Genomic DNA, 23,489 nt, shown 5'->3' with positions numbered 1-23,489 from the left:
CCTCCGGCAGCCCGCCGGAGAACGGTGGTCAGGCTGCGAACTCGCTCAGGTCAGCCAGGTGCGCGACGGCACCGGCGAACGGCTTGCCGGTCACGGTGATGTACCGCTCGCGGCTATAGGTCTCCACCGACAGGCCGTCGAGAACACGACGGCGGCCGTGCTGTTCGGGCATCAGGCCCCACACATGCAAGCCATCGCCCGACGGCGACACCTCGATGTAGGTGGCGGGCAGCTTCGCCAGGTACGCGGCGGCCGCCGAGGTCGGTACGCCGTCGACAAGGCAGTGGTCAAGGTCGATGCATCCGATGCCCTCGCCGACGACGAAACCGCGACGCAGGAACTGCTTCACGTCCGCGTGCGAGGACCAGGTGGCCGGGTTGGTGGACGAGGCAGCGCGACCCGTGCGGGCCGACAGCGGCATCTTGGTCCAGCGGTCCTTGCGCAACACCGGCATCCACGTCACCCAGCGGTCCAGCTCGAGCAGCTCAGCGGGCAGGGAAGGCGCGGCCGGCGGCCGACGAGTTGCTCGCGCGCGGTAGGCGGCCTGACGGCAGGCGGAGGTGCAGTAGACGGCGGGGCGCTTCGACCGGGTCGGGTCGAGCGGGGATCCGCAGCGGGCGCACTGACTAGGCATGCCACCAGCATACCCGATTCGTTACGTTATTCGCCCTCTAACTGGGCTAATGCATCGCGCTCATCGGTCGATACAAACCAGGCCCGATCGGTCCGATCGGGCCTATGTCCTGACCTGGGCGTTTCGAGCCCCAGACCCGTAGCCAGCCTGAGCGCGTATGCCCTTGGGTGGGGCGCAGGCCCCGGGGAGGGGGCTCCCCCTGGGGGCTCAGATCAGGCCTGGATGCTTCTCGGCTGGGATGCGGCCGCGGGCGGCTCGCCGACGGCGTGCGTCGGCTGCCTCGGCGCGTGATTTGCGGTCGTGGCAGTCCACACAGAGCGTTTGGCCGTTCTCGAGGACGGTTTTGCCGTCGAGGTAGAGCGGGATGATGTGGTCGGCGTGGACCTGTTTGCGTCCTGGGATGCCTTGGAAGTGGCATTGGACGCATTGGTGGCCGTCGCGTTTGAGCACTGCACGCACCCATGCGCGGTGTCCTGAGCCTCGTTCAGTGCCCCATGCAGGCATTGGGCTCACCCCTGGTGGTCATGGCCAGTGTTGGCCTATTCCGGTCTTCTCGATGACCCAGTGGATGGTCTTGACGAAGAGCTCGTCGAGCCAGTCAGGCAGGTTCATCGGACAGCTTGCGCAGGGCTTCGGCTATTGCCCTGCCTGCGTCGCCGATGGGGCTGGGATCGTATGCGCGTACCGGGCCTAGGCCTGTGTGGACGATCTGGACCGGTAGGTCGACGGTGGCAAGGTGATGGACCTGATCTCCACCATGGGCGCGCATGAGGATGTCGACCTTGATGGTGTCGGGTGTGTGCGCCATGCGCCGGCCTCCAGGTGTTCGGACATCGGGGCCTTCCGCAGTGCCCCGATGCCACAGACCCACTGCGGTGGGTGTCTTGGTGGGTTAGAGGGGCCAGTGACCCGTCGGCACGGTCATCGGCAGTTCAAGGGTTCGGAGCTGGAGGTGCCCGCACCCGAAGAACAGGACGAGGAGTTCGATCATGAGAACGCCACCCAGTGGGTGTAGGCGAGCTGGATGTCGTCGGCCAGCGGCTCAAGGAGTTTGTCGATGGCGGCTCGATCGAGGCCGATTCCCAGCATCAGGCACAGCTGCTCCATGGCGTTGACCACGACGTCGACGATGGTGTTCACAGCAGGACGCTGACGATGGCGCCGACGACGTCGACGGCGGCCAGGGCGAGGCGCTCCAGGTCGATTTCGTTGGCAGCAGCGGACAGGGTGTCGAGGATGACGCTGATCATGGTGGGCTCCTTGGGAGTTATCCCCAACTTCGGTTGAGGTTGGGGATGGTTTGTGGATAGACGCAGCGCGCAGCATCACTCCCCCGGTTCGCGTCGACCGCAGGACGGCGCGAGTTCGGGATCTTGGCTGGCTTGCCGGACCTGACGCCGGTTTGACGCGCTGCGAGTCGGTGGGCCCGGAATGGTCTCGGGCATAAGAAAACCGCTGCGATTCCCGGTTTTGGGGTCGGGTCGTCAGCAGCGGTAGGTATTCCCACCATACACCGACCAGGTGGTCTGTTGAAGCCACTAGGTTCGTGTCGGACGTCCACGTTCTGGCCTGGAAGTGCTAGTGGCCCACCGTGTCCGACGGCGCGGTTCGCGCGCACGCGTTACGTAGGTGAGCTGCCCCCATAGGCGGGGCACGTATATCTCTTAGTCTTAGTCTGGTTCGTTTGAGTTCGCGTTTTGCTTGAGCAAAACCGAAGCAAAGGGCGAAGCAATTGGTTCGCGTGTGACCGGGGTCTGAAGTGGGTCAGTCACGGGTACCAATGGAGTATCAGTGCAGCTCAGAGCGTTTCGGATGAGCGCCGGCGGGCGCGTCCGGAGCGATCCAGACGGCTCGAAACAGGTCGATTTCTGCACGTTTTTCGTGCGATGGTTCGCGCGCGGATCGTCGCACAAAAATCGTGCCGTTTTCGATCAGAATTCGCACGGAATCGCACAGCGCGGTCCAGCCGAAGGGACGCTGAAACGCACTGTGCCCGCCCCGATCACACCCGGGGCGGGCACAGTATCGGCGTGGGAAGTACGCCGGGGCGGGGGTGGAATCGAACCACCGTTCTCCAGGCCCTGACCTAACAGAGTGTGCTCTGGAGCCTCAGACCGATGAGCCTGCCCAGCGGCAGGGTACGCCGACGGTACGACACGTCAACGACGCCGAGACAAGGCTTTGGAAACCCGCCTATTCACAATGGCAGGTTGGAATTCGGTCGGAACCGTGGGGGATACTCGACGAGTGCTGTTGGCATACCTCGATGAGTCCTATGACAAGGACCAATACTGGATATCCGCTGTGGTCTGCCCATCCGAAGGGCTGCTGCAGTTAGGTGCCGCGCTAGACGCTGTGGTGTCCGATGCCGCCGCCGCCTATCCCGTGGACGCGCGCGCCGAATTGCATGGGAAGGAGCTGGTTCACGGAGAACGCGGCTGGTCCGGGATGAAGCCAATGATCCGTGCTCGGATCGGCGTCTATCACCAGTCGTTGCAGGCGATTGCCGCGACCCCGGGGGTGAAGACCTTCTATCAGGGAGTCGACCGCAAGCGGCTGGAGGGGCGATACACGAGCCCGAACCATCCCCACACCGTCGTGCTGGAGCACATCCTGCAGCGCATCAACACCTACGCCGGGCAGCAGGGCAAACCCGTCATGGTGATCGCGGACGAGGTGAGTGGGCAGGACACGCACCGCAAGAGCCTGTGGGAGTACCAGCACCTCGGCACCGGCGGGTACTGGGGCAAGAAGCTGACGCACGTAGCGGACACGATCCACTTCGCGCCGTCGTGCGATAGCCGATTGGTTCAGGCCGCCGACCTGGTGTCGTACCTGCACTATCGGATGAACCGGGTACCGATCACCGATGAGCGGGCCAAGAAGGCCAATGAGATGCTGTGGGACACGGTGCAGCCGTTGACGTACTCGCGCTACTTGTGGCGACCCTAGATGCACGACGACCCCGCCGGGGCGGGGTCGAAGGCTAGTCGGATTCCTGGGTGGGAACTCCTGGGAACAGGCTAGCAGTGCTGAATAGTGCTTGTCAGTGCCTACGGTCACAGAACGGTGCTACGTGTTGTCACAGGTGGGTCATGCCGGGGGCATGGTTGCCTCGATGAACTCCTCGATGTTCACAGGGTCCACCCCGCTCGGAGTTCGGCGGCGGCCGCGCCCGCCACGTGGGGATCGGGTTCTGTCATCGCGATGTGGAGTAGTGCGCGACGGCGCTGCTGCGCTTCCTCTTCGGCGGCCGAGTCAGCTTCGTCGTGCGCACGGTCGTAGTCGCGCATGCCGAGGACCCACACAGGACAGCCCTGGTTTCGGGTTTCGCGCCAAACGAGGCCTTTGCCCGTTTCGAAGGTGAACGACCAGCCGATTGACCGCGGTGCTCCGTCGGGGTCGATTCGGTCTGCCCACCGGCGCATGGTCGCGCCGATTCGGTTCCTCATGCTGTCGATCCTTCCTTCTGCTGTTGCTTCGCGGCTGCGGCGACCGCGGTGATGTCGCCGAGCCGGTAGACGGGCCGGTCGGCGGGGTGGATCTTGTGGTCGGTGATCCGGATACCGGTCTCGGCGACGTGCTGGTATCCGCCGGGCCGGATGCGGCCTTCGGCTGCCCACCGGTACAGCGTGGACTGCGCGATGGGGGTGCCGAGTTCGGCGGTGACGCGGACGGCTTCGTAGAGGGTGTATCGCATGTCCTGGGCGCCCTCTTTCGCGGCCCGTTCGATGTCGTGGACGTCGTGCTGGGTTCGGCACTGCGGGCACCGGATCCAGTTGCTGTCCTCGCTCGCGAATAGTTCGGCAGCGCAGACGACACCGTTGATCTCGGCGGTGCAGGATCCGACCGGTCGCCGCGGGCCCGGGTCGATGATGGCGCGTATTTGGCCCATCGCGTCCTCGAGCTCGTCGAGCAAGTCTCCGACGGCGGCGTGGGTGCGCAGCTGCCTGCGATGTTGGGCGAGCCAGATCGCGCATTGCTCGCCGATGGTGGCGGGATCGCCGAGGGCGGTTGGATCACCCGGTGCGGCCTTGCGGTGGTCCTGGACGAGCTGCACCAGGTGCGGGCCATGCACCGCTGGGGACACGGCGAGGTCTTCGGCAAGTACGCGGGCCCACCCGATCAGGACGAGGTCGAGCGCGGCCAGGACGCGGTCTCCGGCGATGTGGATGCCGCGGCCGCGCCGGTTGGCGCGCACCGGGATCGGTGTCTCGCTGGAGCGTCCACCGGCGCGGGCCGCGCTGCTACGGGAAAGGCCGGCGCGCGTGATGCCGAGTTCGGCTACGAGCGCGGGGACTGAGTTGAGCGCGTCGACGAGCTGGGCGACGCATTCGGTGCACAGTGCCAGGCCGTCGCTGACGGGGCGGGCGCAGCGCGAGCAGGGTGCGGTAGGCACAGATCAGGCTCCTGTCCATGTGAGTTCGATCCACATCGAGCCGGGTATGCCCTTTTCGGCGGGGTGGATGATCGGCTCCGGTTTCGCCATGTACTGCGGGGTGTCGTCGGGCACCAGGCCGTAGCCGATCAGCGCGGGCGCGGGCTTGCCCGCGCGGGTGAGCCGCGCGGGCCGTCCAGGGGTGAGGGCGTCACAGATCGGTTTGAGCGTCGCGATCAGGTTGTCGGTGTCGCGGCGGCCGCGGTCGCGTGGCCGGTAGTGCAGCTGGACCGTGACGTGGGCGAGGTCCTTCGGGAGGTGGGCGGCGCGGGCGAGCTGCACTGTGGTGGCACGGACTTCGCGGATCTTCTGGGCGCGCGCGAACGCTGCCCCGCGAGACGCACCACGCTGGTTCATTGACAGCGGCGGGCAGGACCAGGGCAGGGGCAGGATCACTCCGGTGTTCCTTCCGGGTAGTAGACGCGTTCGGCGTCGAGCAGCGCGGACGCCGCGGCGAAGGCGCGGTCATCGGCGGCGAGTAGCGGCAGAACGTCTGCGGCGTGGAACAGCGGGAGGGAAACGTCGGGGAACTGGCGGCCGAAGGCGGCGACCACATCGACGATCTCGCGGCCGAGCATTCTCGGCGGTGGAACGGCAGAGTTGCGGCTGGTCACGCCTTGCCAGTGCGGTCGGGGGAAGCCTCGATCACTGGCCTGATCAGGGCGTAGATCGCGTCGGTCTCCTCCTTGACGATCACGGTCCTGCCCGCGGCGAACGTAATGACCGATCCGTCGAGGGGGAATTCCACGGGGCTGGCGATGAACACGGGGTCTGATGAGGCGGGTTCGATGATGGCGATTTCGTGGGGGTCCACGTAGATCGGCCGGTCGTTCCAGCTGGTGAGGGCGATCATTCGATGCCTCCTTCGAGGGCCAGGCGCTCGCCGTCGAGCTGGCGCACCGCGGCGCCGATCGACTGGCGCCCAGCGGGTTCCGGTGGTGTCCACTGCTCAAACAGGTTGGCCATGGCCTGCCCGTAGGTGTCGGCGAGCACCATGGTGTAGCCGCGCAGTTCGGTGGACAACGTGGTGCGGTAGTCCCGCAGCACCGACCCGATCCGCCGGTCGTATCCATACCCGCCGAACAGCTCGTCTTCGTTCAGTTCGGTTCTGAGCTCGGCCTGGGTGAGCTCTTTCGATGCCAGCACGATGACGCCGCCTTCGGGATGGGGGGCGCCGAGGATGACGAAGTCCGGCCTGCAATCAGCTGCGTTGTGCATGGGCGTTCTCCGGGAAGTCGAGGCGGATGACGTAGCGCGGCGGTTCGCCGTGGAGCGGGCCCGCGGTGAAGCTGATCGAGTAGCGGGTTATGTCGCCGTCGCGAACCTCCTCGCTGAACGTGATGTGGCCCAGGATCGAGGTGTACGCATTCGGGCACCAGCGCACCGGAATCGGCTCTGGTGGTTCCGGTGGTTGGGGTGTGACGATCGCGGCCGTAGCCTGCGCGATCAAATCGGAGCGGAGCGCGTCCAACTCGGTCGGGGTGGTGATCTCGTCAGCCACGATCGGTCACCTCGCTGGCGCCGGGCGCGCTGTCGAGCCATTCGAGGGTTGCGGGCTTCGCGTCCTGCGTCAGTTCGGCGCGGTGCATTCCTTGGTGCCCGGCCGGGAGTACGCACCACGCGCAGCTGGGCCGGAACACGTTGGTCGGATCGACCGTTGTCGCCTGACAACGAGAGTCGTCTAACGCGGCGAGTCGGGTGCGAGCCTCGTCGCGCTCACGCTCAGCAGATAGTCTCGCTAGCGCCAGCTCTCCGACCTTCTCCAGCTCGGACGTCGTGAGTCGCTTCGTGAGCGGCGCGTTCTCCAGCTCGGCGATGCGGTCAGCCTGGGCCGCCGCCACTCGGCACCAATGCGGGGCCTGGGGGTCGTCGCCGTAGATGGTCCCCCACGGCACCATCAGACCGTCGTCGGCTGAACGCGGGACAACATGCACGTGCAGGTGGAACACGCTCTGTGTCGCCTCGTGGCCTTTGCTGGTGATGACGTTCGCTGGGCGGGCGAGATGTTCGGCATACTCGGCGGCACGGTGCATCACCGCGGCGGTGATCGTTGGCGAGGACGTGAAATCCTGGACGTGCCGGCGTGGGATCACCAGGACATGCCCGTCGACTACCGGGCCGAGCGGGACCAGCGCGATGGCGTCATCCCATTCGGCGACGATCGTGGCCGGGGACGTACCGGCGACGATCTGGCAGAACACGCAGTTGTCGGTCATCGGGTGGCCCTCGAATCCACGGGCGAGTGAAAGACCTTCGTGCCTGGTCCCTCCCATGTGTAGTTCCGGTACCGGTGGCCGCCGCCATGCCGACGATGAAGCTGGCAGTGCCAATGGTCGTACCCGCCGGAGTCCCGGTCTGGAGTCACCTGGCAGGTGAACGGGATTCGCTCGTGAACGACGGCGTGCAGCGCCTTGAAGTAGAGCCACCGCCGCAGCCCGAACCATTCGGCCTTGACCCAGCCGTCCCAGATCCACCAGCGCGCGAACAGTCGCTGTTCGGCCCGGCCGTCGAGACCATCTCGGCTGATGTTGCCGGACTCGGTCGGCCACCAGCCTATGACGATCTCGTGTCCGTCGTTCTGCGAATCGAACACGCGCCAGGCCGCGCGCGGGTTGGCGCGGACGTCCGCGTAGTCGCGGGTGGTGACGAGATGGCGGCTGTCGTCCGGCTGGTGGAACCACAGGTCGCGCACCCTCGGTATGCCGTCGAACAGCCCGTCGTCGCCCTCGCGTGCAACGAGGATCATCAGCCGGTGACCCCAGTCGTACCAGGGGTATCTGCGCGCTCGGATGGCCTGGATACGTCGGATCAGGTCAGGCATCGGTCTTCTCCTCGTCGTCGATGGCGTCGAGGTCCACCCCGATCGCAGCCAGGTACTTCTCGCGCAGGTTGTGACCTGCCGACCCGTAGGTCTCGTGTGCCGCGCCGCGGTCGGTGCCGCCGGTGGGGTCGAACAGGTCGGGGTCGGCCGCCTTGATCGCAGCCAGGGACGCGCGCAGTTCCAGGATTTCGGCGGCGAGGTCGCCTGCCAATCCCCTGCCCCCGGTGAACGGGGTCTCGGCCAGCTTCGCCAGCTGGGCATCGGTGTATCGGGTTTCAGGCATCGCGGGTGGTCTCCTCGATGGTGGTGCCCTCGGGCACTTCCAGGACGATCGCGGGATCGCCAGGGCCGTCAGGTCGCTCGGCGAGGCGTACCGGCCAGGTCCACTGAGGGTCGGAGTGCAGGATCGACAGCACCCACCCCTCCCTGGGGATCGGTGTCGCGCCTTCGAACTCAGCGGTGATCGCGAGCTGGGCGCCGGTCGGTGCCCTGAGTACGAGCGTGGCCCGTCGGTAGGCGCCGTACTCCTCGTTGATGTAGCCCTCCAGCTCCAGCAGGTCGTCTGATGCGCCGTAGATCGTGAGGGTGTGCAGGGTGTCAGGCATTGGTCTTCTCCTTGGTGGGCTGGTAGTCGCGGCAGGCGGGCCACCACGCGCGGATATCGGACGAGTCGCACCCGGATACGCGTTTGCCGTTGCCGTACAGGCATTTCGGGTAGGTGCGGTTGTGGTGTTCCTGCTGCTGGCGGAACTGGCAGGTGCCGCAGCGCAGGCCTTCGCCTTCGCGTTCGCGGGCGGCGTGTGGGTGCAGGGAGATGTAGCCGAGCGGGTGGATGCCGTCGCGAATGCGCCGCTCCACCAGGCGTTGCCGCTTCTCGCCGCGCGAGATGGCTTCGGGCACTCGGTCTTCTGGTGGTGTCCAACCTTCGGGCGGGTCGAACAGGCCGGGATCGATTGGGCTACCCACCGTCTGCCGCCTTGGTCGCGGCACGGTTCGACGATCGGCGCGGTCGCAGTCCGGCAGCCTCGATGATCTTTTCGAAGGTCTTCACATGGGTCCCGAAGGTCTTCGCCAGGTCCTCGTGCCATCGCTGGTGGACGTCGGTCAGTGCGACATACGCACCGCAGGCCCTGCAGATCCCGGACTGCAGGAACAGGCCAGGCTCGATGGGATCAGCCACGGCCAACCTCCCGGTTGACGGTGTCGGCGAGGGCCTGGACGTGCCCGTGCACGAGGTAGTCGGTGGTGTGGCGGCCGTCCCACAGGTATCCGCGGGCGTAGGCCATCGCGCCCGCCCATGTCCGCCAGTTGTCGAGTGACCACCACCGCTGATAGGTACCGGCGCGGCACTTCTCGACGAGATCAGCGCCCCATCGGGCGATCTCGTCGGGCCCGGCGAGGCTCCACCACTCGGACAGGTCGGCGATGCTGCGCAGCGGGTTGCCGACGGGCAGCGCGGTGATCGGGTCGCCGGGTGCGGCGGCCCACCATGTCGGCACGCCGTAGATGGGTCGCTCCCCCGCGATGCCGTACCCGCCCGCCAGGGTCCGGTGAGGCTGCCCGCCGGTGATCGGGCGCAGCGGGTCGGCGATGAGCGCACAGCCGACGAGATGGTCAGCGACGGCGCCGGGCATGTGCTCGACGATCTCGCGAGCGAGGTCACCCGCGATCCCAGCGCCTTGCGAGTATCCGGCGAGGACGAAAGGTCGGCGGACCGGGCGCGCGGCGAGCAGTGCTCGGCGACCGATCCGCCGCGACTCGGCATACGACCGCGGGGTGCCGTACTCGGCCGGGTACGTCACGATCAGGGGATTGAAGCGGGACGGGTCGAGGGCGTCGGCGAACGCGGTCGAGACGCCGTCACCTCGCGGGAATCCCGTTCCGGGCAGGATCAATACGTCGATCATGAGGGGGCATCCTCGGCGAGCTCGGCGTCGACGATCGGCTCGGTGATGATTGCGCCGGTCTTTTCGACGGCTGCGCGGATGGCCGCGCCGATCGTCTCGGGCGGCGTGCCGACGAATCGTTCGGGGTTGAACGCTGCGCCAACCGCGCGGTCCTGTTCGCTGCGCTGCTCGATGCGTCTGCGAATCGTGCTCAGGCTCGCGGCAACCCGCGCGTTGTGAGTGCCTCCGGTATCGAGCAGCGCGGCGACGATGTCGATCGCGGCGAGCTGTTCGGCGGCGGTGTGTTCAGCCACGATCGGCCTCCTTCGTGGGGGTGAATACGACGGTTACGGGGCCGACATGGTCGAGCAGCTGACGCGAGGTCAGCCGGTCCGAGAAGAGGTAAGGGCTCCCCCAGTTCGCGCCGGGGTGCGGGATCACGTTGTGGGAGGTGAGCTGCCACGCCTCCTCGTTTCGGCCGACGACGATCGACCGGCCCGGCAGCGCGTCCAGAACGGCAGGATCGTCAATCACGTCAAGTGGTGGACGCCAGCCCTCGGCCTCGATGGCGTCGACCATCCGCCCGGCGGTGTCGACCATCTTGACTTCGCGTTCGGGCAGCAGATCATCGATCAGATCCCACAGGGCGTCTCGGTCACTGGTCTGCATCATCGGCCTCTTCCTCGGGCAGGTACAGGATGGTGACGCCCGCGCCCCGGCAGTCGGCGAGCAGTTCGGCGCTGGTCTGCGGGTGGCCGGTCGGCTTGAGCCACAACGGGACATCGCCAGGCATGTAGCCGGGGACGTTCTGGTGGGCGACGCCGTAGCCCCGGACCACTGCACCGAGTGGCCAGGTGTCCATCTCGGTGGGATCGGTGACCACGCGGGCGGGAACTCGCACGCCCTTCGCGAGCAGCGCGCCGGCGAGCTCGTAGGGCTCGGTCTCGCCGCCGTCGAACTCCCAGAAGATCAGGTCGGTCAGGGTGTCGCGGTCACTCGCCATCGGACACCTCGGAGGTGGTGGCCAGCGCGGGGGCGAAGCTCAGCCAGTCGTCTGCCGGGATGTGCAGCACGATGACGATGCCCAGTCCGAGCAGCTGCTCCGACGTGACTGCCCGTTCCCAGCCGCCCAGCGCAGGCCACCATGCTGTCGGCGCGGTGACGGCTTTCTGCCAGACGCGCCCGTTGGGCGTGAGTACAGCAGAACCGCGCGGCAACGCATCAAGCTCGGCGAGGTCGGTGACCTCGCGGCGCTCAAGGAGTCCTTTCTCGAACACCGCCTTGCCGTAGAGGAGACGGAACTTGTCACGGTCCTCGGTGATGCCGGTGACCGCAGCGTGCAGGGCGGTGATGCGGGCTGCCTGGTCGGTAGTGCCATCGTCGGGCAGGTGCACGGTGGCGATGGGGCGTCCGTCGATCCATTTGCGGCGCGCGAACGGCGGTGGCGAGAGGCTCATCAGGTGTTCTCCAGGTCTTTTCGGGCGGTGGTCACGCGGCATTGGTGGAGTAGTCGGGTTTCGTGGACGTTGCCGAGTTGGTCTGTGCGGGTGCAGGGTTCGCCAGGCCCGGCGTCGCACCAGGTGCACGGGACCGCGGTGAGTGCGTGGGTGCGGATCGCGGACTCGTCCTGGCTGAGCAGGATCGGGCGCGGGCCGCGGCCGCGCAGCGGGATCACCTCGGCGTCAGACATCAGACGGCTTTCTTGTCGGCGAGCTTGCGCACCATCTCCATCACCGCGGCGCGCTTCTCCTCGCTCGCCGGGGGCGGCGGGTCGATGGCGCGCACCTCGGCGATCGGCGGGGCGTGGCGACGCTCGGCGCGGATCCGTTCGGTGATGTGTCCGGGCATCAGGTACGCGGTGGTGTTGGCGAAGTGCTCGTGAACGGCGTCGACGGCGTCGCCTACGGACCAGCCTGCGCGGCGCGCGGACTCGGACCAGGCGGCGATCATGACGCGGTCGATCTTGCGGTTGTCGTAGGCGCCGGCGGTCTGGAGCACGGTGATGATGTCGTCGCGGGTCATGCTCACGGTGCACCTCCAGGAATGGCACGTAGATGGGGTTGGGGTTCGATTCCTGCGCTGCGCAGGATCGCGGGATCGGGGCTGTCCTTGAGGAGCTCGGCGTCGACCAGGCGCTGCTCGCGAGCGCTCAACCGTCCGGAATTTCCGGTCTGTTGGGCGGGTCGGGCGCGGGCTTTGACGACGTCGCTGACGAGGGAGGGCAGCAGGCCAGGGCCGATTCCTGACTTCGCGGCCCACATGTCCAGCGCCGCACGGACATCGACTTCGGGCACGCCTTCCTTGAGGAGTGCGCCTGCTCGCAGCGACAGGTCCGTAATCACGGCCTGGCTGTGGCCAGCGCCGAGCGAGGCTTTCACCATCCGCCACGCGCTCGGTTCGACGGCCGGACTAAGCGGCCCGTCCGGCACCGGGCCCGGCGCGGCCGGATCCGGTGCTGGGGGTTCGCCTTTCGCGGCCGCGCGCGCAGCAGCTGCCGCGCGTCGGGACTCGCCCGACTTCTGCCCACCCCTGCGGCCAGCCTCAGCGCGCGCAGCGAGCTTGCTGTTCAGCGCCGCCGCTGTCGGCTGATGGTCGAGGTAGTCGTGCATCCGGACCACGTCGCCCTCGACGTGCGCCAGCCCTGCGGCAATCACTTCGTTGCGGGCCTTCGGCGTCCAGTTCTTCTTCCACGCGCGCATCGGGATCAAACCGTCGTTTCCGGACCGGCGGCAGTAGCACCATGCCTCTATCAGGCATCGGAATGCCTTGTCGCCCAACGTCTCCACCTTCGGATGCTCTGGCATCGAGGCTGTTACGCGGATGTGGAGCCGCGGGTCGAGGACCATGTGCGCGCCGCCTCCTTCTCGGTGGTGTGGGTGGAACTACGGGGTGGGCACCAGCGCGGTGCCCACCCGGGGTCGAACGTCAGGGCAGGGGCGAGATGACCGCAGGTTGTGGGCCGACCACCACCTCGTGATCGGTATCGGTCAGGCGCCCGGTGACCTCGTTGACGACGGCGGTGAAGGAGGCGCGCATGATGTCGTCGAGGGCGACGAGCTTGAAGCCGAGCTGGAGTCCATCGCGGCCGATCCGGTAGCGCAGGTTCGCGCGGACCTCGATGCGGTCGCCGCCCCGGTAGATCGGGATACCGAGCAGGAACGAGGACGGCACCTGCAGCTCGCCGCCTCGCCCGGCCTTCGCGTCGATCTCTTCGTGGTACTGGAATCGGACTGCGCCGGTGGCGATCCGGACGCCGGACTCGAAGGCGACCGACTTTGTGGCGTGGAAGGTCTGCGCCAGTTCCAGCATTTCGGCGGCGGTCGGATCGATGATGTCGGCCAGGCCGTCCTCGATCAGCTCAGCGAAGGTGCTCTGAGGGAACAGCTGACCGTCGCGCTGGGTCCACCGCTGCAGCTGGTCAGAGGTGGACAGCACCAGCTCGATGCGGTGGTCGCGCCAGCCGTCGTAGTTCAGAACCGCGGTCAGGGACGCAGCGGATTCGTGGGCGAAGATGACCGACGGATCATGGGTCGGCCGGGCGAGCAGGCGAACGAAGCTGTCGATGTCGGTGACGCGGGAGGTGCCACGCGGACGGTACGGGAGCTCGGCGAACTTCTCGTGCGACCGCGCGTCGAGGTTCTCGTCGTCACGCAGGACGGTGACGTACACGCGGCCATCGACCGGCTCGACGTGGGAGCCGTAACGGATGGTGTCGCGGGCGATATCGGCGAGCGCTGCGGCTTCGGTGGTGTTGGTGCTCATGCGTTCTTGGCCTCTCCGGCGGTGGGGGTGGTGTTGGGAACGACGCGGATGCCCTCGAACTCGAGCTGCGAGGGATCGCGCCTGGTCGGGTTGCCCTGCTTGTCGACGAACCACAGGGACTGGGCGCGCTCCAGGGCGGGCATCTTGACGGAGACGTTGTCGGCGATGACCAACATGTCCGTCTTCGCCTGCACGCTGACCGCGATCTGGAGGGTGAGCGTGCCTTTCTTCCCGGTCGCGGTGACGGCGGCGATCAGGTCGTGCAGCTTCGTCGTCAGCTCGGCGGCGACCGCGCCGCGCTTCACCTCGGCGAGCAGGTCGATGAACGGCCGGGCGACTGTGTCGTCACCGGTGTCGGGGGTGGTCAAGATGTCTCCTTCGGGGTTTCAGGGGTGAGGTTGAGCAGGGACTGGACGATGTCGCGGGCGGCGAGCCATTCGGCTTCGCCGCGGATCGCACCGGTGGTGCCGAGCGCGGCGACCGCGAGGGCCTGGCGCTGGAGGTCGTTGAACTCGGCGAAGCGCTTCTCGATGCCGATCAATGCCTGCGCCTGGGCGGCGATGACAGGCCGGCCGCTCGCTGCGCTGCGTCGACCTGCTGGGCAAAGGTGGTGTTCTCCCGGCTGGAGTCGGTGAGGTACCCGAATCCGGTCTCCCACAGCACCGAGGCCGCGCGGATCGCCTCGTTGTCGATCGGGCTGGTCACTGGGCATCACCGGCGGCCGCACCGTCGCCCGTTTTGCGGATGAGTGCCTCGATGGCCTCGACCTCGCGGCCGGTGAGGTGACCGAGATTGCCGATCGGACGGTCGACGTTGGCGTGGAGGAATTCGGCGCGCTCGTCGGCCGCGCCATCCTCGGACAATCCGTTCTCGTCGAGCAGCGCGCCGAGCCGGGCGACCTGCTCGGCCGTAGCGATCGGGTCGCCGTCGAAATGGGCGAGCAGGCGGATGGCCTCGTCCCATGTCATCTCGGCCGACGAGGCGAACGGGCGCTCGAAGAACAGGCCGAGGGTGGCCAGCTTGGCGGGGCCCTCGGTGATGCCGCGTTCGTCGAGCAGCCTCGCGACCTTCTTCTGCTGGATGCCGGTCGATGCCTTCGCGGGCTTGGCGGGCGGTTCGTCTACCTGCGCGGTGTCCGGTTTTGCGCCCTCTTGCGAGGCCGATTCGTCGGCCGTCTGCTCCTCGGCGGGCGGCTGCCATTGTTGGACGGGCGGCCCTGCGGCCACTGCGGTCGCGGAGGCGACCGGCGTAACCCGCTCGGAGGTGACGCGCACCGGCTCGGGCTCGTCGGCGCGGTCCTCCTGGTCCTCGGCGACAGCGAGGCCGAGCAGGATATGCGGGGCGAGACGCTTACAGACCGTGGCGGCAGCCTTCGCCCACAGCATTTCTTCCGGCTGGAGCAAGTATTTCTCGTTGCCGATGAGCTTGTCCCACTTGTTGCGGGCGAACTCGCCGGTCTTCTCGTCGATCGTGGGCACGAACCCGGCCTTGGTGGCGCGCTCGATGGTCCACGTGCTCTTCTCGGGATCCTCGCCGGGCCACCAGCCGGTGAATGTCACCTTCTCCGGTCCTGCCTCGACGGTCTTGAACTTGTAGCCCTTCGACTTGAGCAGCGCGACCATGGTCTTGGCGTAGATGGACGGCATTCCATGCACCGGGAACACGTTCTGCAACGCGGCCAACGGATTCAGGCCCAGCTCGGCGCCGTGCAGGATCGCGACCGCGGCGTCCTGGGGTTTTCCCTGGTAGATCTTCGGGACGATCGTCGTGCGGCAGATCTTCTCGGCGAATCCGTACGACACCTCGATGGCGTTGGCGTAGCGCATGAGGTTGTCGAGCGGGTCGACGGTGCCGAGCGTGAGGGCGGCCGGGCCGTCGTCGAGCATCGCGATGGCGGTTTCGGTGGTCATGAGATCCATTCCTCTTGGCGGTATGTCTTCTCGGGCAGGTCGATGTGGTGGATGCCGTCGGCGTGCGTCGGCCAGATGTCGGTGAGCAGGCACTCGGCGTAGAGGTCGATGGCGCGCCGGTTGTCGCGGTCGCCGAGGTCTTCGGCGCGCTGGGGAAGGTCGACGATGTAGGGCTCGTAGGGCGGGTCGGTGCACACGACGAGGAATCGGAAGTCGATGACCTTGATGCCGAGCAGCCGCATCACGCGCTTGATCCACGCCTGCTGCCGGTGGTAGCCGTACTTCGCCGCGCTCCACAGGAACTCGTCCGGGCCGGGCTCGCTCGACGTCTTGAAGTCGTCGCAGATCGCGGTGACCGGGTCGAGCCAGCGTGTCCAGTCCGGGCGTGAGCGCAGCATCACGCCTGTCTCCGGATCGCGGACCCACGCCGAGAGTTCCGGCTCACCCTCGGCGAGGATCTGCGCGGCACCCTCGTGTGCGAGAACGTTCGCGGCGGCCTGGTGCGCAGCGTCGAAGTCCTTCGGGTGCAGCGGAATGCCGCCCTCGTCGCGGATCCTCTTCACTTCGGCCTTGGCGTCGTTGGACTGCCACCTGTCGTAACCGGTGTCGACCGGTTGCGCGCCGACACCGAGGACGATCGTGTGGACGGTGGTCCCGAGATCGAACGCGGCGGACGCCGGTTTCGGGTTGTCGCGCTCCCACTTCCACCGATGCGGGGTCACCTCGAGCAGGCGACGCGCCTGCGACGAGGAGATGCTGGCTCGATCGCCGTGGTACACCGACTCGGGTACCCCCGCGTAGACGCCGGGCTCGGTCGGCGCGGTCATGCGCCCTTCTTCTTGCCGCGTCGGTGGGCGCTGTAGCAGGCCACGCACCGGCCGAGGGCGCCGTACTTCGCCGCGGGGCCCTCAGGGTCGTAATTCGCGGCGCTGACGGTGGGTTGGCCGCAGTCGATGCACGGTGATCCGGCGTGTCCGTCGCCCGTCTCGATCACTTCGGGCTCCGGGTCGGAGTCGAGGCCGAGCATCGCGAGCAGCACGGTCGCGTCCGCAGCGTCGGTGGCGTGTCGGGCGATGGTCCGGCGCGCTTTCTCCCGATCATCGAGGGGGACCTGGCCGCGGTGGTTGTCGAAGGCGGTGCCGACCTCCATCACGCCACCGCCGTACCGAGGACGGACCGGCGGGCCGTCGCCTGGATGTGGCCCTCGGCGATTCCCGCCGCCCGCTCGCTGAGCACGGACGTGGAGCCCTCGACGTCGACCCACGCAGCGAGCGTCATCAGCAGATGAGCAGCGCGCTGCGGGTGACGAGCACAGATCGCGGTCAGGTGCGCCGCGGTACGGTTCGGGTCGACTTCGCGCAGCGCAATGGCGATTTCCACCGCTTCGGACGCGAGGCTCTGGCAGTAGGCCTCATGGTCCAGTTCGGGCATCTTGGTGTCAGCCACGAGGGCCTCCCGTGGTCGAGGGGATGATCGGCAGTCGCGCCGTCGGGTAGTCGCTGGGGTCGCCGGCGGGCAACGGGCCCCCCGTGCCCGCGCAGGTCGGGCACGGGTCGTCGGCGTGCGCGGCGAGCCCGCTGCCGTCGCAGTCCGAGCACAACCGCGGCCCGTCGACCGGGATTCCCTGCGAGGTGCGGACCTCGGCGGTCAGCCGCACATGCGCGTCCGTGATCTCGACCTTGATGTCGGCCGCGCCCGGCAGTCCCTCGCACACCGAAACGAAGGCGCGCAGCGCTTCCAAGGGGACTCCCTCGTCGTAGCCGAGCCGCATTGTGCGCGACTCGGTGCCGACGACCTGGCCGTAGTAATCCCACGACATCAGGCACCCCGCTTTCCGTGGAGCTGCTCGCGGAGCTCGTCACGCTCGGTCGCGATCCGTTCGCCCCGCGCGCGGGCGTTCCGGGTAGCGCTCTCGGCGGCCCGGAGCTTGGCGTTCGCTTTGTTGAGCAGTTTGCGCAGGCGGGCGATCTCGTCGGCCTGGCGCTGGCATTCGACGAACGTCGGTGTGGGCACAGTCGTTGTCATCACGCACCGCCGTAGATGGTGCGAACTGCTCCGGCGTAGAACGTGACGGTCACGAGCCCGGAGGATCCGACGTAGTACGGCACCGGCCCGTTGCCGAGGACGATCGTCTGGTCCCGGTAGTCGATCGTCAGATTCGCGAGGTCGGGACCGGTCGGAGTGGGCGCCGCGTCTACGAGGACCATCCGCTTCGGCACCTTCGCCGCGTCGACAGACACACCACGCATCGGCGCCATGACCCGGTCGCCGACCTTCTGTGCGACAACGACCATCACCGCCTTGCCGTTGACGATCTCGTCGACGCGCAGCCAACGATCTCGCGTGTCATGCCAGATCTGACCGGCCTCGACGGCAGGCGCCGGGGTGACTACCGCGTCTTTGAGAAGTGCTGGCAGGCAGGCGCAATCGTCGGGTCCATCGTGATGGAATCCGATGCACCGGCTATCCGGGCAGCCGCACGCGTCGCCGATCCACTCACCGGTCATGTGGTTGTGGCGAGCCCAGTCGGTGACGGTGAGTCCCGCAGATGCGAGGGTCTCGACGGCGTCCGTGTTCAGCGCGGTCATCGCACACCGCCCAGCAACTGTCGCTCCAGATCGCCGAGTTCGGCAATCGGCGCTGACCTGGCCTTGGCCTCCTGTGCCAACTCGATCGCGGCAGTCATCTGGTCGCGCAACGCGATCGCCTCTGGCAGATCGAGCAGCAAACCCACGGTCGCGCCCTCCGAATCGGCGCCGATCGAGACCCTGTCGACATGCGCGTCATAGGTGGCGACAGGGTCGTTGCGGACCCAGGTGGTGATGTACGTGCTCATCGCGCACCGGCCAGCAGCCCAGCGGCGGTCTCCAGCTCATCGGCGATCTGGGTGAGCTGTTCAGACAGCTTGCGGTCGCCGACCCACGTGTATTCGGTGGCGAGCTGGCGCAGCTCGGCGATGGACTCGTCCCGGATCTGCACGCCCGCGAGGGCTTGGTGGTCAGTGAGAGAAGGCATCGGTATCATTTCCTTCGTTGTCTGGTGAGCGGGTTCGCGGCCTGCTCGGTCGGATGACGGTTTGGCACGACGCCCGGTGTGACCTTTGGTCCGCCGGGCGTCGACGGTTTCAGGCAATGGGGGCGGTCCCGGTAGCGGCGACGCCGAGCAGGATCGCGACGAGCACGATCAGTGCGAGGAACGCGAATTCGGCCATGACGCTGAGCGCTTCGGAGTCGCGGGTGAAGAACTTGGCGATGTGCGGCAGCGCGATCATGGCTACGCAGATCCACACCAGCAGCCACACGACAGTGATCACGCGTCGACTCCGGCCGACTCGCGAGCTGCGGCGTTCGCGCGCCGGGTCTTGACGCCCTTGAGCCCAGCTGCGCGCTGGATCTCCTTGCGGTCCGCGTCGCGCTTCGCCTTCGCCGCGTGCTGCTGCTCGATCGTGAGGGCCATCGCGCGCTCTTCGGCGTCAGCTTCGGCGGCCGCGGTGGCCACGAGCGCGGGATCCGCGGTCGGATACTGCTTGCGCAGCTTGCGTCGCTGGTCGCCTTCGCGGCAGGCCTTTTCCAGCGCGGCCCAGCCGCCGCTGAATCCGAATGCTCGCGCTACACAATCCTTTTCGTCGGGCGTGATCATCATGGTGTTCTCCCTGGTTGGAGGTCTGACGGTTTGGTGACGGTTGCGCTGCCGGTGGGGATCTGAGGTGTGAGGAGGTCACCTCGGCGGTCCATCCCGTGGGCGGCGCGGTCCTCGGCTCGGCGTCGGTGCTCGCCTGGCCGGGGAGGTTTCAGGCGCTCTTGAGTCGGCGCCGGGATGTGGGGGTCAGGTCGTCGATCAGCGCGGCGGCCTCGACCTCGGGGCCCTTGGCCATGTAGTCGATGAGCGCGGCGATGTCGGACGTGGTCATGGACCATTTCTTGCCAGCACGGCGTCCGCGAATTTCGCCGCGGTTGAGGCGACGGCGCAGCCAGTCCTCGGACGGCACGTTTGCCGCCTGGACGACGTACGAAAGGGGGTGGGTCGTGAGTTCCGGTTCGGCGCTCATGCGGCGCGCTCCAGGATCTCGGTGGCGAGGCGGCTGCCGGGGAGTCCGAGCTGCTTCGCGATGCGTGCCAGTTCGGGGAGGGTGAAGGGTCGGTCGCCACGCATCCGGTGTTGCCAGGTAGTGGGGGCGATGCGGGCGCCCTGCAGGACGCTGCGCTGTGTCAAGCGGGCGTCGTGAATTGCGTCCCGGACCACCTGAGCAGCTACCGCGTTGATCGGGTCCATGAGAAGGACATTAAACCCTTTTCGGTCCCCAAGCAACCTCTTTCGGTCCTAATCGAACCCGTTTCGGTCATCACCCAGCTATCTTCGAACAGTTGTTCGATTGACCAAAACAGACCCCGAATAGGTTGCAAAAAGCCCCGTTATGCCCTCAAACTGGGCACATGAACCCCACAGCGGACCCGGGCACCGGGCAGCCCGAAGACGCCAGCAGACAGGTCAGACCTGGCGATGGCGATGGCCCCGACCGGGTCGAGATTGCGATGATGAAGGCGTTCGGCGACACGCTCGTGCTGGAACGCACTCGCAAGAGGTGGAGCCAGGCCCAACTCGCCAAAGCGTCCGGTTACGATCCGAAGACGATCGGGCGGCTAGAGCGCGGCGAACGCGCAGCGACAATCGTGCAGCTCCATCGGATTTCTAAAGCGCTCGGCATCCTGCCGGCAGTCCTCACGAAGGCTGTAGACGAGATCGCGGACTAGCCCGCGTTGGCGAGATAGTCCGCGTTGAGTAGAGCGTGGCCGTCGACGCCCCGCCGTCGAGCCTCGATCAGTACGTCGATCACCGATAGGTGGCCTAGGTCGTGCCCTCGCGTGCCGACGTAGTCGAACCAGTCATCTGGCAACACCCCTGCTGTTTGCACGCGCAACACCCCTCAAACCCTGCAGCCGCACTACTTTGTACGGCTATCCGGCAAATTACCGGGTACTCACAATGTAGGGCCCAAATTTGGGTCCTGCAGGCCCTCGAAGGTCACGATATGGATACGGGGCCGTGATACGGGGACGTAGCCTTGCGGCATGGATCGGGGCTCACTAACCGCAGCTTTTGGCGAGGAGCTGCTTGTTCGCCGAAGACTCGCCGGACTACTTCAGGAAACGATGTGGTCACTACTCGACTGGAAGAAGAACACCTACAAACGCACGGAGAGCGGAGCAAGAGAGCCTTACCTGGCTGACCTGATAGAAGTCGCGATTGCACTGGATACAACCCCTCGGGAACTGTTCGACGCTGTACTAAACCGCTTGGAAGAGGGCAACTTTCATCGGCCGACCAGCGGAGAAGAGTGGAGGGGGATTCTGGGTATGGATTGAAATTTGCTGCGTGTTGTCAGACCATGCTCCTACTATCCGAGCATGCTCATCGCGTTACCCGTGTTCGCCGTTGTCTCGCTAATCAGGCTCGCTGCCTGGCCTAGGAGTCGACTACTCACGGCCGCGATGCTGATGACATCAGTGGCGTACACATTCGGTGCACCAATCGTCGACCAGGCAATCGATCAGCGTCAACCATTCGGATACGCGAATGTTTCGGACCTCGCACACGTGGTACTCATCGTGACCGCTTGGTGGCTAGCAGGCATCGTATGGCTGCGTGTCATCCGCCGGCACCCACGCGCAAAAGGCCCGTACGACCCGTACCGGTCCTCTCGCCGAGGACGCTATGCACGGGCCGTACGGGCCTGGACTTGGGTTGCTGCCATCGCTCTGTGCGTCGCAGTGGTGACGTGGAGGTCCGGGGCGATGTCGCGCCACGAAGTGCTCCACATGTTCGAACAGAGCGATGCGGCCACGACCGTTCTGGGCGCTGCCTACCTCTCGATGCTCGCGATGACATCGCTACTCGGACTGACGGCCTGCGCTGCCGCATGGCACGAAGACGGCGCACCGCGATTCTGGCTGGCCGTGATGGCGGCCTCGGCGCTGTGCGGCGCCGGGCTCGCCACCATCAGCGGCACGCTGCTGGTGGTCAATCCCGACCAGCTTCGTGTCAGCTTCTTCCCACTGGTGCAGGCACTGACCGCACCCGCTCTGCTGCTGCTCGCTGTGGCGGCCACAGTGATCCTGTGGCCGCGCAAGCGCACCTCCTCCTAAGCCACCACCCTCCACCGGTCCCGCGCCATCGCTGCGCGGAGTTCGCGCGCCTCCTGCACTGCGAGGTCCCTCAGCGCCAGCGCGGCGTCACGCTCCCGCCTGGCCGCCAGTGCGTCCCGCTCAGCTGCCATGGCGCGCGTCTCCGACAGCCACACGGCCGCATATGCCTCGCGGTGGATCCGGGCAGCCGCGGCGAGCGCCCGGTCCAGCATCGCCATCACACGGGCCACCGGTGAATCGGACGGGTGCGCCGCGCGGTCTTCGGCGCGACGTCGAGCAGTGGAGTTGTGGTCCGGATTCGCGCAGTAGACGCGAGGCCGGCCAGGCCCTCGCTGACCGTGCACGGGTTCGCCGCACACGGTGTCGCCGACGGGCATCGGGCATTTTGCAACAACAGTTGTCATGAAATTCGTCCTGTTCGCGGCAGGGGTGAATTAAAAATCAGGGCAGGTCAGGCGACATTTTCGGTCGCTACGTCGCCAGCTTCGTGCAGGGCGACATGGGAGACGGCACCCTCAAAGGTCTTGAAAACACGGGACTCGATGTTGCCGTCGGCGTCCATCCAGACGCCCTCGAAGCCGTCCTCGACGCGGTCGATCTCGCCGAGCAGGCCCTGGCGCACCAGGCGTCGGCGGGCGGCGTCCTCGATACGCACGATCGAGCTCCGGAGCGCGGGCAGCCGGTCCGACACTGTCGCCGCGGCGGCCTGGCTCGCCGTCGAGGAGATGTGGCCGTACTGCTTGTCCGTCGTGACGATGCTCTCGTGCCCGGCGTCGCGGCTGACCACCCAGATCGGCACGCCGTCCTGCAGTCGCCACGAGATTCCGGTATGCCTCAAGATGTACGGGCTCAGCTGCTTTTCCAGAACACCCTCGAGGAGATGCCCGAAACGGTCCAGAATGACCTCTGGGCGATCGCCACGCCACTTCGTGGGCTCCGGTCGGAATCCGCTGTAGTCGCCCGCTGCGAGGCCTTCCAGGCGCTTGCGCGCGGGTACCCAGCACTTGTCGTACCAGTAGCGGACATCGACCACGCGGCCCGTGGAGGTGTGGAACAGCGGATCAGTGCGGTGACGTGACAGGTCCAGGCGCGAGATGGTCTCGCCCGGAACGAATGTGGTGCGGGTGCCTCGGCGGGACTTCGGAGCGCCGAGCTTGAGTTTGCCGTTGGCGTCCTTGAACGCCTTGGTGATCCGGACGCCGCCTTCCTTCGGGTCGATGTCGGCGACATTGAGTGCGGCGATCTCCGACGGCCGCGCCATCGACATCACGGCGAACTCCATCATCGGATGCCAGCGGGCACTCGTGACGGCGAGCATCAGTTCGTACTCGTCCGGAGTGAGGTAGTCGAACTCGCGCGGCTCCAGCTTCGGCAGCCGAGTACCGACGCAGGGGTTGTACGGAATCAGCGGCTTCGGTTGCTGCGCGGCGGCATCGGCCATCGCGGCGGACAGCAGGCCGTGTTTGTTCTTCACGGTCTTCGGGCCGTTGCCGTGGACCTCCTGGAGCCACACCACCCACGCGGTGTCGGTCTCACGAGTGACGGAGTCGCACGGCCGGTCGCCGAAGAACGGATCGATGTCGAGGTCGACCATCCGGCCGTACTTGCGGCGGGTTTCTTCCTCAGTGTTGGTGAGGGTTTCGATGTGGGCGCGGACCACCTGGCCCACGGTGGGGACTACTCGGGTAGCGGCTTCGCGCTGCATCCCCAGAACGACTTCGGCTTCGGCGGCGCCGAGCTGGGCGACGAGCTTCTCGAATCGGTCGGCGGCGTCCCAGGTGTTGAAGCTCTGCGAGGTTTCGACGTCACGGTCACCGCGGCTGATGCGGTAGCGGACCTGGCAGTAGTGGGAGCCGTCCTTGCGGGTGCGGACACGGATAGACATGGCAACTCAA

General features: G+C 66.9%; 49 protein-coding genes. 4 read left to right on the top strand and 45 right to left on the bottom strand.

The features are described 5' to 3' along the window. Nucleotides 1-28: 28 nt before the first annotated feature. The 4 genes from ACWGCN_RS01540 to ACWGCN_RS01525 form a co-directional block, all read right to left on the bottom strand. A complete protein-coding gene (locus ACWGCN_RS01540; RefSeq protein ID WP_452458585.1) occupies nucleotides 29-634 on the bottom strand; it encodes a hypothetical protein in 606 nt (201 codons plus the stop codon). 207 nt (nucleotides 635-841) lie between these two features. Further along, nucleotides 842-1,093: an HNH endonuclease gene (locus ACWGCN_RS01535; protein ID WP_452458584.1), complete on the bottom strand. Its 252-nt coding sequence runs from the start codon at nucleotides 1,091-1,093 to the stop codon at nucleotides 842-844. Between the two features lie 139 nt (nucleotides 1,094-1,232). Next, nucleotides 1,233-1,442, bottom strand: coding sequence for a hypothetical protein (locus ACWGCN_RS01530; RefSeq protein ID WP_452458583.1), 210 nt, complete (start codon nucleotides 1,440-1,442; stop codon nucleotides 1,233-1,235). Between the two features lie 179 nt (nucleotides 1,443-1,621). Continuing rightward, complete coding sequence (locus ACWGCN_RS01525) at nucleotides 1,622-1,774, bottom strand: hypothetical protein (protein ID WP_452458582.1); 153 nt, start codon at nucleotides 1,772-1,774, stop codon at nucleotides 1,622-1,624. A 1,107-nt stretch (nucleotides 1,775-2,881) separates the two neighbouring features. On the opposite strand from ACWGCN_RS01525, the gene ACWGCN_RS01520 reads away from it, so the two are divergent. Then, complete coding sequence (locus ACWGCN_RS01520; RefSeq protein ID WP_452458581.1) at nucleotides 2,882-3,586, top strand: DUF3800 domain-containing protein; 705 nt, start codon at nucleotides 2,882-2,884, stop codon at nucleotides 3,584-3,586. 182 nt (nucleotides 3,587-3,768) lie between these two features. Here the strand turns inward: ACWGCN_RS01520 and ACWGCN_RS01515 are convergent, their stop codons facing one another. From ACWGCN_RS01515 to ACWGCN_RS01330, 38 genes are all read right to left on the bottom strand, one after another. Next, complete coding sequence (locus ACWGCN_RS01515) at nucleotides 3,769-4,086, bottom strand: hypothetical protein (RefSeq protein ID WP_452458580.1); 318 nt, start codon at nucleotides 4,084-4,086, stop codon at nucleotides 3,769-3,771. After that, nucleotides 4,083-5,033, bottom strand: a complete 951-nt coding sequence (locus tag ACWGCN_RS01510; RefSeq protein ID WP_452458579.1) for a hypothetical protein — start codon at nucleotides 5,031-5,033, stop codon at nucleotides 4,083-4,085. The genes ACWGCN_RS01515 and ACWGCN_RS01510 overlap by 4 nt, the downstream gene beginning before the upstream one ends. A gap of 3 nt (nucleotides 5,034-5,036) precedes the next feature. Then, complete coding sequence (locus ACWGCN_RS01505) at nucleotides 5,037-5,468, bottom strand: hypothetical protein (protein ID WP_452458578.1); 432 nt, start codon at nucleotides 5,466-5,468, stop codon at nucleotides 5,037-5,039. Next, nucleotides 5,465-5,686, bottom strand: a complete 222-nt coding sequence (locus tag ACWGCN_RS01500; protein ID WP_452458577.1) for a hypothetical protein — start codon at nucleotides 5,684-5,686, stop codon at nucleotides 5,465-5,467. Before ACWGCN_RS01500 ends, ACWGCN_RS01505 begins: the two co-directional genes overlap by 4 nt. Continuing rightward, nucleotides 5,683-5,925 carry a hypothetical protein gene (locus tag ACWGCN_RS01495; protein WP_452458576.1) on the bottom strand — a complete coding sequence of 81 codons (243 nt, stop codon included), beginning with the start codon at nucleotides 5,923-5,925 and terminating at the stop codon, nucleotides 5,683-5,685. Before ACWGCN_RS01495 ends, ACWGCN_RS01500 begins: the two co-directional genes overlap by 4 nt. Further along, on the bottom strand, nucleotides 5,922-6,290 hold the full coding sequence (locus ACWGCN_RS01490; RefSeq protein ID WP_452458575.1) for a hypothetical protein: 369 nt from the start codon (nucleotides 6,288-6,290) through the stop codon (nucleotides 5,922-5,924). Before ACWGCN_RS01490 ends, ACWGCN_RS01495 begins: the two co-directional genes overlap by 4 nt. Beyond that, on the bottom strand, nucleotides 6,274-6,573 hold the full coding sequence (locus tag ACWGCN_RS01485) for a hypothetical protein (protein ID WP_452458574.1): 300 nt from the start codon (nucleotides 6,571-6,573) through the stop codon (nucleotides 6,274-6,276). The genes ACWGCN_RS01490 and ACWGCN_RS01485 overlap by 17 nt, the downstream gene beginning before the upstream one ends. Next, complete coding sequence (locus ACWGCN_RS01480; RefSeq protein ID WP_452458573.1) at nucleotides 6,566-7,288, bottom strand: HIT family protein; 723 nt, start codon at nucleotides 7,286-7,288, stop codon at nucleotides 6,566-6,568. The genes ACWGCN_RS01485 and ACWGCN_RS01480 overlap by 8 nt, the downstream gene beginning before the upstream one ends. Further along, on the bottom strand, nucleotides 7,285-7,893 hold the full coding sequence (locus ACWGCN_RS01475; protein WP_452458572.1) for a hypothetical protein: 609 nt from the start codon (nucleotides 7,891-7,893) through the stop codon (nucleotides 7,285-7,287). The genes ACWGCN_RS01480 and ACWGCN_RS01475 overlap by 4 nt, the downstream gene beginning before the upstream one ends. Further along, nucleotides 7,886-8,176, bottom strand: coding sequence for a hypothetical protein (locus ACWGCN_RS01470; RefSeq protein ID WP_452458571.1), 291 nt, complete (start codon nucleotides 8,174-8,176; stop codon nucleotides 7,886-7,888). The genes ACWGCN_RS01475 and ACWGCN_RS01470 overlap by 8 nt, the downstream gene beginning before the upstream one ends. Continuing rightward, the gene (locus ACWGCN_RS01465; protein WP_452458570.1) at nucleotides 8,169-8,498 is read right to left on the bottom strand and encodes a hypothetical protein; all 330 of its coding nucleotides are present in this window, start codon (nucleotides 8,496-8,498) and stop codon (nucleotides 8,169-8,171) included. Before ACWGCN_RS01465 ends, ACWGCN_RS01470 begins: the two co-directional genes overlap by 8 nt. After that, complete coding sequence (locus ACWGCN_RS01460; protein ID WP_452458569.1) at nucleotides 8,491-8,859, bottom strand: hypothetical protein; 369 nt, start codon at nucleotides 8,857-8,859, stop codon at nucleotides 8,491-8,493. The genes ACWGCN_RS01465 and ACWGCN_RS01460 overlap by 8 nt, the downstream gene beginning before the upstream one ends. Then, on the bottom strand, nucleotides 8,852-9,073 hold the full coding sequence (locus ACWGCN_RS01455) for a hypothetical protein (protein ID WP_452458568.1): 222 nt from the start codon (nucleotides 9,071-9,073) through the stop codon (nucleotides 8,852-8,854). The genes ACWGCN_RS01460 and ACWGCN_RS01455 overlap by 8 nt, the downstream gene beginning before the upstream one ends. Further along, nucleotides 9,066-9,800, bottom strand: coding sequence for a DUF3089 domain-containing protein (locus ACWGCN_RS01450; protein WP_452458567.1), 735 nt, complete (start codon nucleotides 9,798-9,800; stop codon nucleotides 9,066-9,068). Before ACWGCN_RS01450 ends, ACWGCN_RS01455 begins: the two co-directional genes overlap by 8 nt. Beyond that, nucleotides 9,797-10,093, bottom strand: a complete 297-nt coding sequence (locus ACWGCN_RS01445; protein ID WP_452458566.1) for a hypothetical protein — start codon at nucleotides 10,091-10,093, stop codon at nucleotides 9,797-9,799. Before ACWGCN_RS01445 ends, ACWGCN_RS01450 begins: the two co-directional genes overlap by 4 nt. Beyond that, nucleotides 10,086-10,451 (bottom strand): hypothetical protein, encoded by a 366-nt coding sequence (locus tag ACWGCN_RS01440; protein ID WP_452458565.1) that lies wholly within the window; start codon nucleotides 10,449-10,451, stop codon nucleotides 10,086-10,088. Before ACWGCN_RS01440 ends, ACWGCN_RS01445 begins: the two co-directional genes overlap by 8 nt. Next, a complete protein-coding gene (locus ACWGCN_RS01435) occupies nucleotides 10,435-10,782 on the bottom strand; it encodes a hypothetical protein (protein WP_452458564.1) in 348 nt (115 codons plus the stop codon). Before ACWGCN_RS01435 ends, ACWGCN_RS01440 begins: the two co-directional genes overlap by 17 nt. After that, a complete protein-coding gene (locus ACWGCN_RS01430) occupies nucleotides 10,772-11,236 on the bottom strand; it encodes a hypothetical protein (RefSeq protein WP_452458563.1) in 465 nt (154 codons plus the stop codon). Before ACWGCN_RS01430 ends, ACWGCN_RS01435 begins: the two co-directional genes overlap by 11 nt. Further along, nucleotides 11,236-11,469, bottom strand: coding sequence for a zinc finger domain-containing protein (locus ACWGCN_RS01425; RefSeq protein ID WP_452458562.1), 234 nt, complete (start codon nucleotides 11,467-11,469; stop codon nucleotides 11,236-11,238). The genes ACWGCN_RS01430 and ACWGCN_RS01425 overlap by 1 nt, the downstream gene beginning before the upstream one ends. Continuing rightward, nucleotides 11,469-11,807 (bottom strand): hypothetical protein, encoded by a 339-nt coding sequence (locus ACWGCN_RS01420; protein ID WP_452528943.1) that lies wholly within the window; start codon nucleotides 11,805-11,807, stop codon nucleotides 11,469-11,471. Before ACWGCN_RS01420 ends, ACWGCN_RS01425 begins: the two co-directional genes overlap by 1 nt. Further along, the gene (locus ACWGCN_RS01415; RefSeq protein WP_452458560.1) at nucleotides 11,804-12,625 is read right to left on the bottom strand and encodes a hypothetical protein; all 822 of its coding nucleotides are present in this window, start codon (nucleotides 12,623-12,625) and stop codon (nucleotides 11,804-11,806) included. The genes ACWGCN_RS01420 and ACWGCN_RS01415 overlap by 4 nt, the downstream gene beginning before the upstream one ends. Before the next feature lie 79 nt (nucleotides 12,626-12,704). Then, a complete protein-coding gene (locus ACWGCN_RS01410) occupies nucleotides 12,705-13,541 on the bottom strand; it encodes a DUF2303 family protein (RefSeq protein ID WP_452458559.1) in 837 nt (278 codons plus the stop codon). Continuing rightward, on the bottom strand, nucleotides 13,538-13,909 hold the full coding sequence (locus ACWGCN_RS01405) for a hypothetical protein (RefSeq protein ID WP_452458558.1): 372 nt from the start codon (nucleotides 13,907-13,909) through the stop codon (nucleotides 13,538-13,540). Before ACWGCN_RS01405 ends, ACWGCN_RS01410 begins: the two co-directional genes overlap by 4 nt. Continuing rightward, nucleotides 13,906-14,082, bottom strand: coding sequence for a hypothetical protein (locus ACWGCN_RS01400; RefSeq protein ID WP_452458557.1), 177 nt, complete (start codon nucleotides 14,080-14,082; stop codon nucleotides 13,906-13,908). Before ACWGCN_RS01400 ends, ACWGCN_RS01405 begins: the two co-directional genes overlap by 4 nt. Beyond that, nucleotides 14,079-14,246 carry a hypothetical protein gene (locus ACWGCN_RS01395; protein WP_452458556.1) on the bottom strand — a complete coding sequence of 56 codons (168 nt, stop codon included), beginning with the start codon at nucleotides 14,244-14,246 and terminating at the stop codon, nucleotides 14,079-14,081. Before ACWGCN_RS01395 ends, ACWGCN_RS01400 begins: the two co-directional genes overlap by 4 nt. Further along, nucleotides 14,243-15,451, bottom strand: coding sequence for a hypothetical protein (locus ACWGCN_RS01390; protein WP_452458555.1), 1,209 nt, complete (start codon nucleotides 15,449-15,451; stop codon nucleotides 14,243-14,245). The genes ACWGCN_RS01395 and ACWGCN_RS01390 overlap by 4 nt, the downstream gene beginning before the upstream one ends. After that, complete coding sequence (locus tag ACWGCN_RS01385; protein ID WP_452458554.1) at nucleotides 15,448-16,278, bottom strand: PD-(D/E)XK nuclease-like domain-containing protein; 831 nt, start codon at nucleotides 16,276-16,278, stop codon at nucleotides 15,448-15,450. The genes ACWGCN_RS01390 and ACWGCN_RS01385 overlap by 4 nt, the downstream gene beginning before the upstream one ends. Continuing rightward, nucleotides 16,275-16,601 carry a hypothetical protein gene (locus ACWGCN_RS01380; protein ID WP_452458553.1) on the bottom strand — a complete coding sequence of 109 codons (327 nt, stop codon included), beginning with the start codon at nucleotides 16,599-16,601 and terminating at the stop codon, nucleotides 16,275-16,277. Before ACWGCN_RS01380 ends, ACWGCN_RS01385 begins: the two co-directional genes overlap by 4 nt. Further along, a complete protein-coding gene (locus ACWGCN_RS01375; RefSeq protein WP_452458552.1) occupies nucleotides 16,601-16,897 on the bottom strand; it encodes a hypothetical protein in 297 nt (98 codons plus the stop codon). Before ACWGCN_RS01375 ends, ACWGCN_RS01380 begins: the two co-directional genes overlap by 1 nt. After that, the gene (locus ACWGCN_RS01370) at nucleotides 16,890-17,270 is read right to left on the bottom strand and encodes a hypothetical protein (RefSeq protein WP_452458551.1); all 381 of its coding nucleotides are present in this window, start codon (nucleotides 17,268-17,270) and stop codon (nucleotides 16,890-16,892) included. The genes ACWGCN_RS01375 and ACWGCN_RS01370 overlap by 8 nt, the downstream gene beginning before the upstream one ends. Then, the gene (locus ACWGCN_RS01365; protein WP_452458550.1) at nucleotides 17,270-17,476 is read right to left on the bottom strand and encodes a hypothetical protein; all 207 of its coding nucleotides are present in this window, start codon (nucleotides 17,474-17,476) and stop codon (nucleotides 17,270-17,272) included. The genes ACWGCN_RS01370 and ACWGCN_RS01365 overlap by 1 nt, the downstream gene beginning before the upstream one ends. Then, nucleotides 17,476-18,039, bottom strand: coding sequence for a hypothetical protein (locus ACWGCN_RS01360; protein ID WP_452458549.1), 564 nt, complete (start codon nucleotides 18,037-18,039; stop codon nucleotides 17,476-17,478). The genes ACWGCN_RS01365 and ACWGCN_RS01360 overlap by 1 nt, the downstream gene beginning before the upstream one ends. Then, the gene (locus ACWGCN_RS01355) at nucleotides 18,036-18,287 is read right to left on the bottom strand and encodes a hypothetical protein (protein ID WP_452458548.1); all 252 of its coding nucleotides are present in this window, start codon (nucleotides 18,285-18,287) and stop codon (nucleotides 18,036-18,038) included. Before ACWGCN_RS01355 ends, ACWGCN_RS01360 begins: the two co-directional genes overlap by 4 nt. Continuing rightward, entirely contained in the window at nucleotides 18,284-18,466 is a 183-nt protein-coding gene (locus ACWGCN_RS01350) for a hypothetical protein (protein ID WP_452458547.1), read from the bottom strand. Before ACWGCN_RS01350 ends, ACWGCN_RS01355 begins: the two co-directional genes overlap by 4 nt. 109 nt (nucleotides 18,467-18,575) lie before the next feature. Then, a complete protein-coding gene (locus ACWGCN_RS01345; protein ID WP_452458546.1) occupies nucleotides 18,576-18,764 on the bottom strand; it encodes a hypothetical protein in 189 nt (62 codons plus the stop codon). Then, the gene (locus tag ACWGCN_RS01340) at nucleotides 18,761-19,093 is read right to left on the bottom strand and encodes a hypothetical protein (protein ID WP_452458545.1); all 333 of its coding nucleotides are present in this window, start codon (nucleotides 19,091-19,093) and stop codon (nucleotides 18,761-18,763) included. The genes ACWGCN_RS01345 and ACWGCN_RS01340 overlap by 4 nt, the downstream gene beginning before the upstream one ends. Nucleotides 19,094-19,241: 148 nt before the next feature. Then, on the bottom strand, nucleotides 19,242-19,499 hold the full coding sequence (locus ACWGCN_RS01335) for a hypothetical protein (protein ID WP_452458544.1): 258 nt from the start codon (nucleotides 19,497-19,499) through the stop codon (nucleotides 19,242-19,244). Further along, complete coding sequence (locus ACWGCN_RS01330) at nucleotides 19,496-19,723, bottom strand: hypothetical protein (protein ID WP_452458543.1); 228 nt, start codon at nucleotides 19,721-19,723, stop codon at nucleotides 19,496-19,498. Before ACWGCN_RS01330 ends, ACWGCN_RS01335 begins: the two co-directional genes overlap by 4 nt. Before the next feature lie 161 nt (nucleotides 19,724-19,884). Between ACWGCN_RS01330 and ACWGCN_RS01325 the strand changes: the two genes are divergently transcribed. Then, a complete protein-coding gene (locus tag ACWGCN_RS01325; protein WP_452458542.1) occupies nucleotides 19,885-20,202 on the top strand; it encodes a helix-turn-helix transcriptional regulator in 318 nt (105 codons plus the stop codon). Here ACWGCN_RS01325 and ACWGCN_RS01320 read toward each other — a convergent pair. Beyond that, a complete protein-coding gene (locus tag ACWGCN_RS01320; RefSeq protein WP_452528942.1) occupies nucleotides 20,199-20,363 on the bottom strand; it encodes a hypothetical protein in 165 nt (54 codons plus the stop codon). The genes ACWGCN_RS01325 and ACWGCN_RS01320 overlap by 4 nt on opposite strands. A gap of 157 nt (nucleotides 20,364-20,520) precedes the next feature. On the opposite strand from ACWGCN_RS01320, the gene ACWGCN_RS01315 reads away from it, so the two are divergent. Both ACWGCN_RS01315 and ACWGCN_RS01310 read left to right on the top strand, forming a co-directional pair. Continuing rightward, nucleotides 20,521-20,814 carry a helix-turn-helix domain-containing protein gene (locus ACWGCN_RS01315; protein ID WP_452458540.1) on the top strand — a complete coding sequence of 98 codons (294 nt, stop codon included), beginning with the start codon at nucleotides 20,521-20,523 and terminating at the stop codon, nucleotides 20,812-20,814. 429 nt (nucleotides 20,815-21,243) lie between these two features. Next, nucleotides 21,244-21,594: a hypothetical protein gene (locus ACWGCN_RS01310; RefSeq protein ID WP_452458539.1), complete on the top strand. Its 351-nt coding sequence runs from the start codon at nucleotides 21,244-21,246 to the stop codon at nucleotides 21,592-21,594. On the opposite strand, the gene ACWGCN_RS01305 is transcribed toward ACWGCN_RS01310, so the two are convergent. Further along, a complete protein-coding gene (locus ACWGCN_RS01305) occupies nucleotides 21,591-21,998 on the bottom strand; it encodes a hypothetical protein (RefSeq protein ID WP_452458538.1) in 408 nt (135 codons plus the stop codon). The genes ACWGCN_RS01310 and ACWGCN_RS01305 overlap by 4 nt on opposite strands. 47 nt (nucleotides 21,999-22,045) lie before the next feature. Continuing rightward, complete coding sequence (locus ACWGCN_RS01300) at nucleotides 22,046-23,479, bottom strand: tyrosine-type recombinase/integrase (RefSeq protein WP_452458537.1); 1,434 nt, start codon at nucleotides 23,477-23,479, stop codon at nucleotides 22,046-22,048. Between the last annotated feature and the right edge of the window lie 10 nt (nucleotides 23,480-23,489).

It is taken from the genome of Nocardia sp. NPDC055050, assembly GCF_053608345.1.
This window is presented reverse-complemented; position numbering and strand designations above follow the sequence as displayed.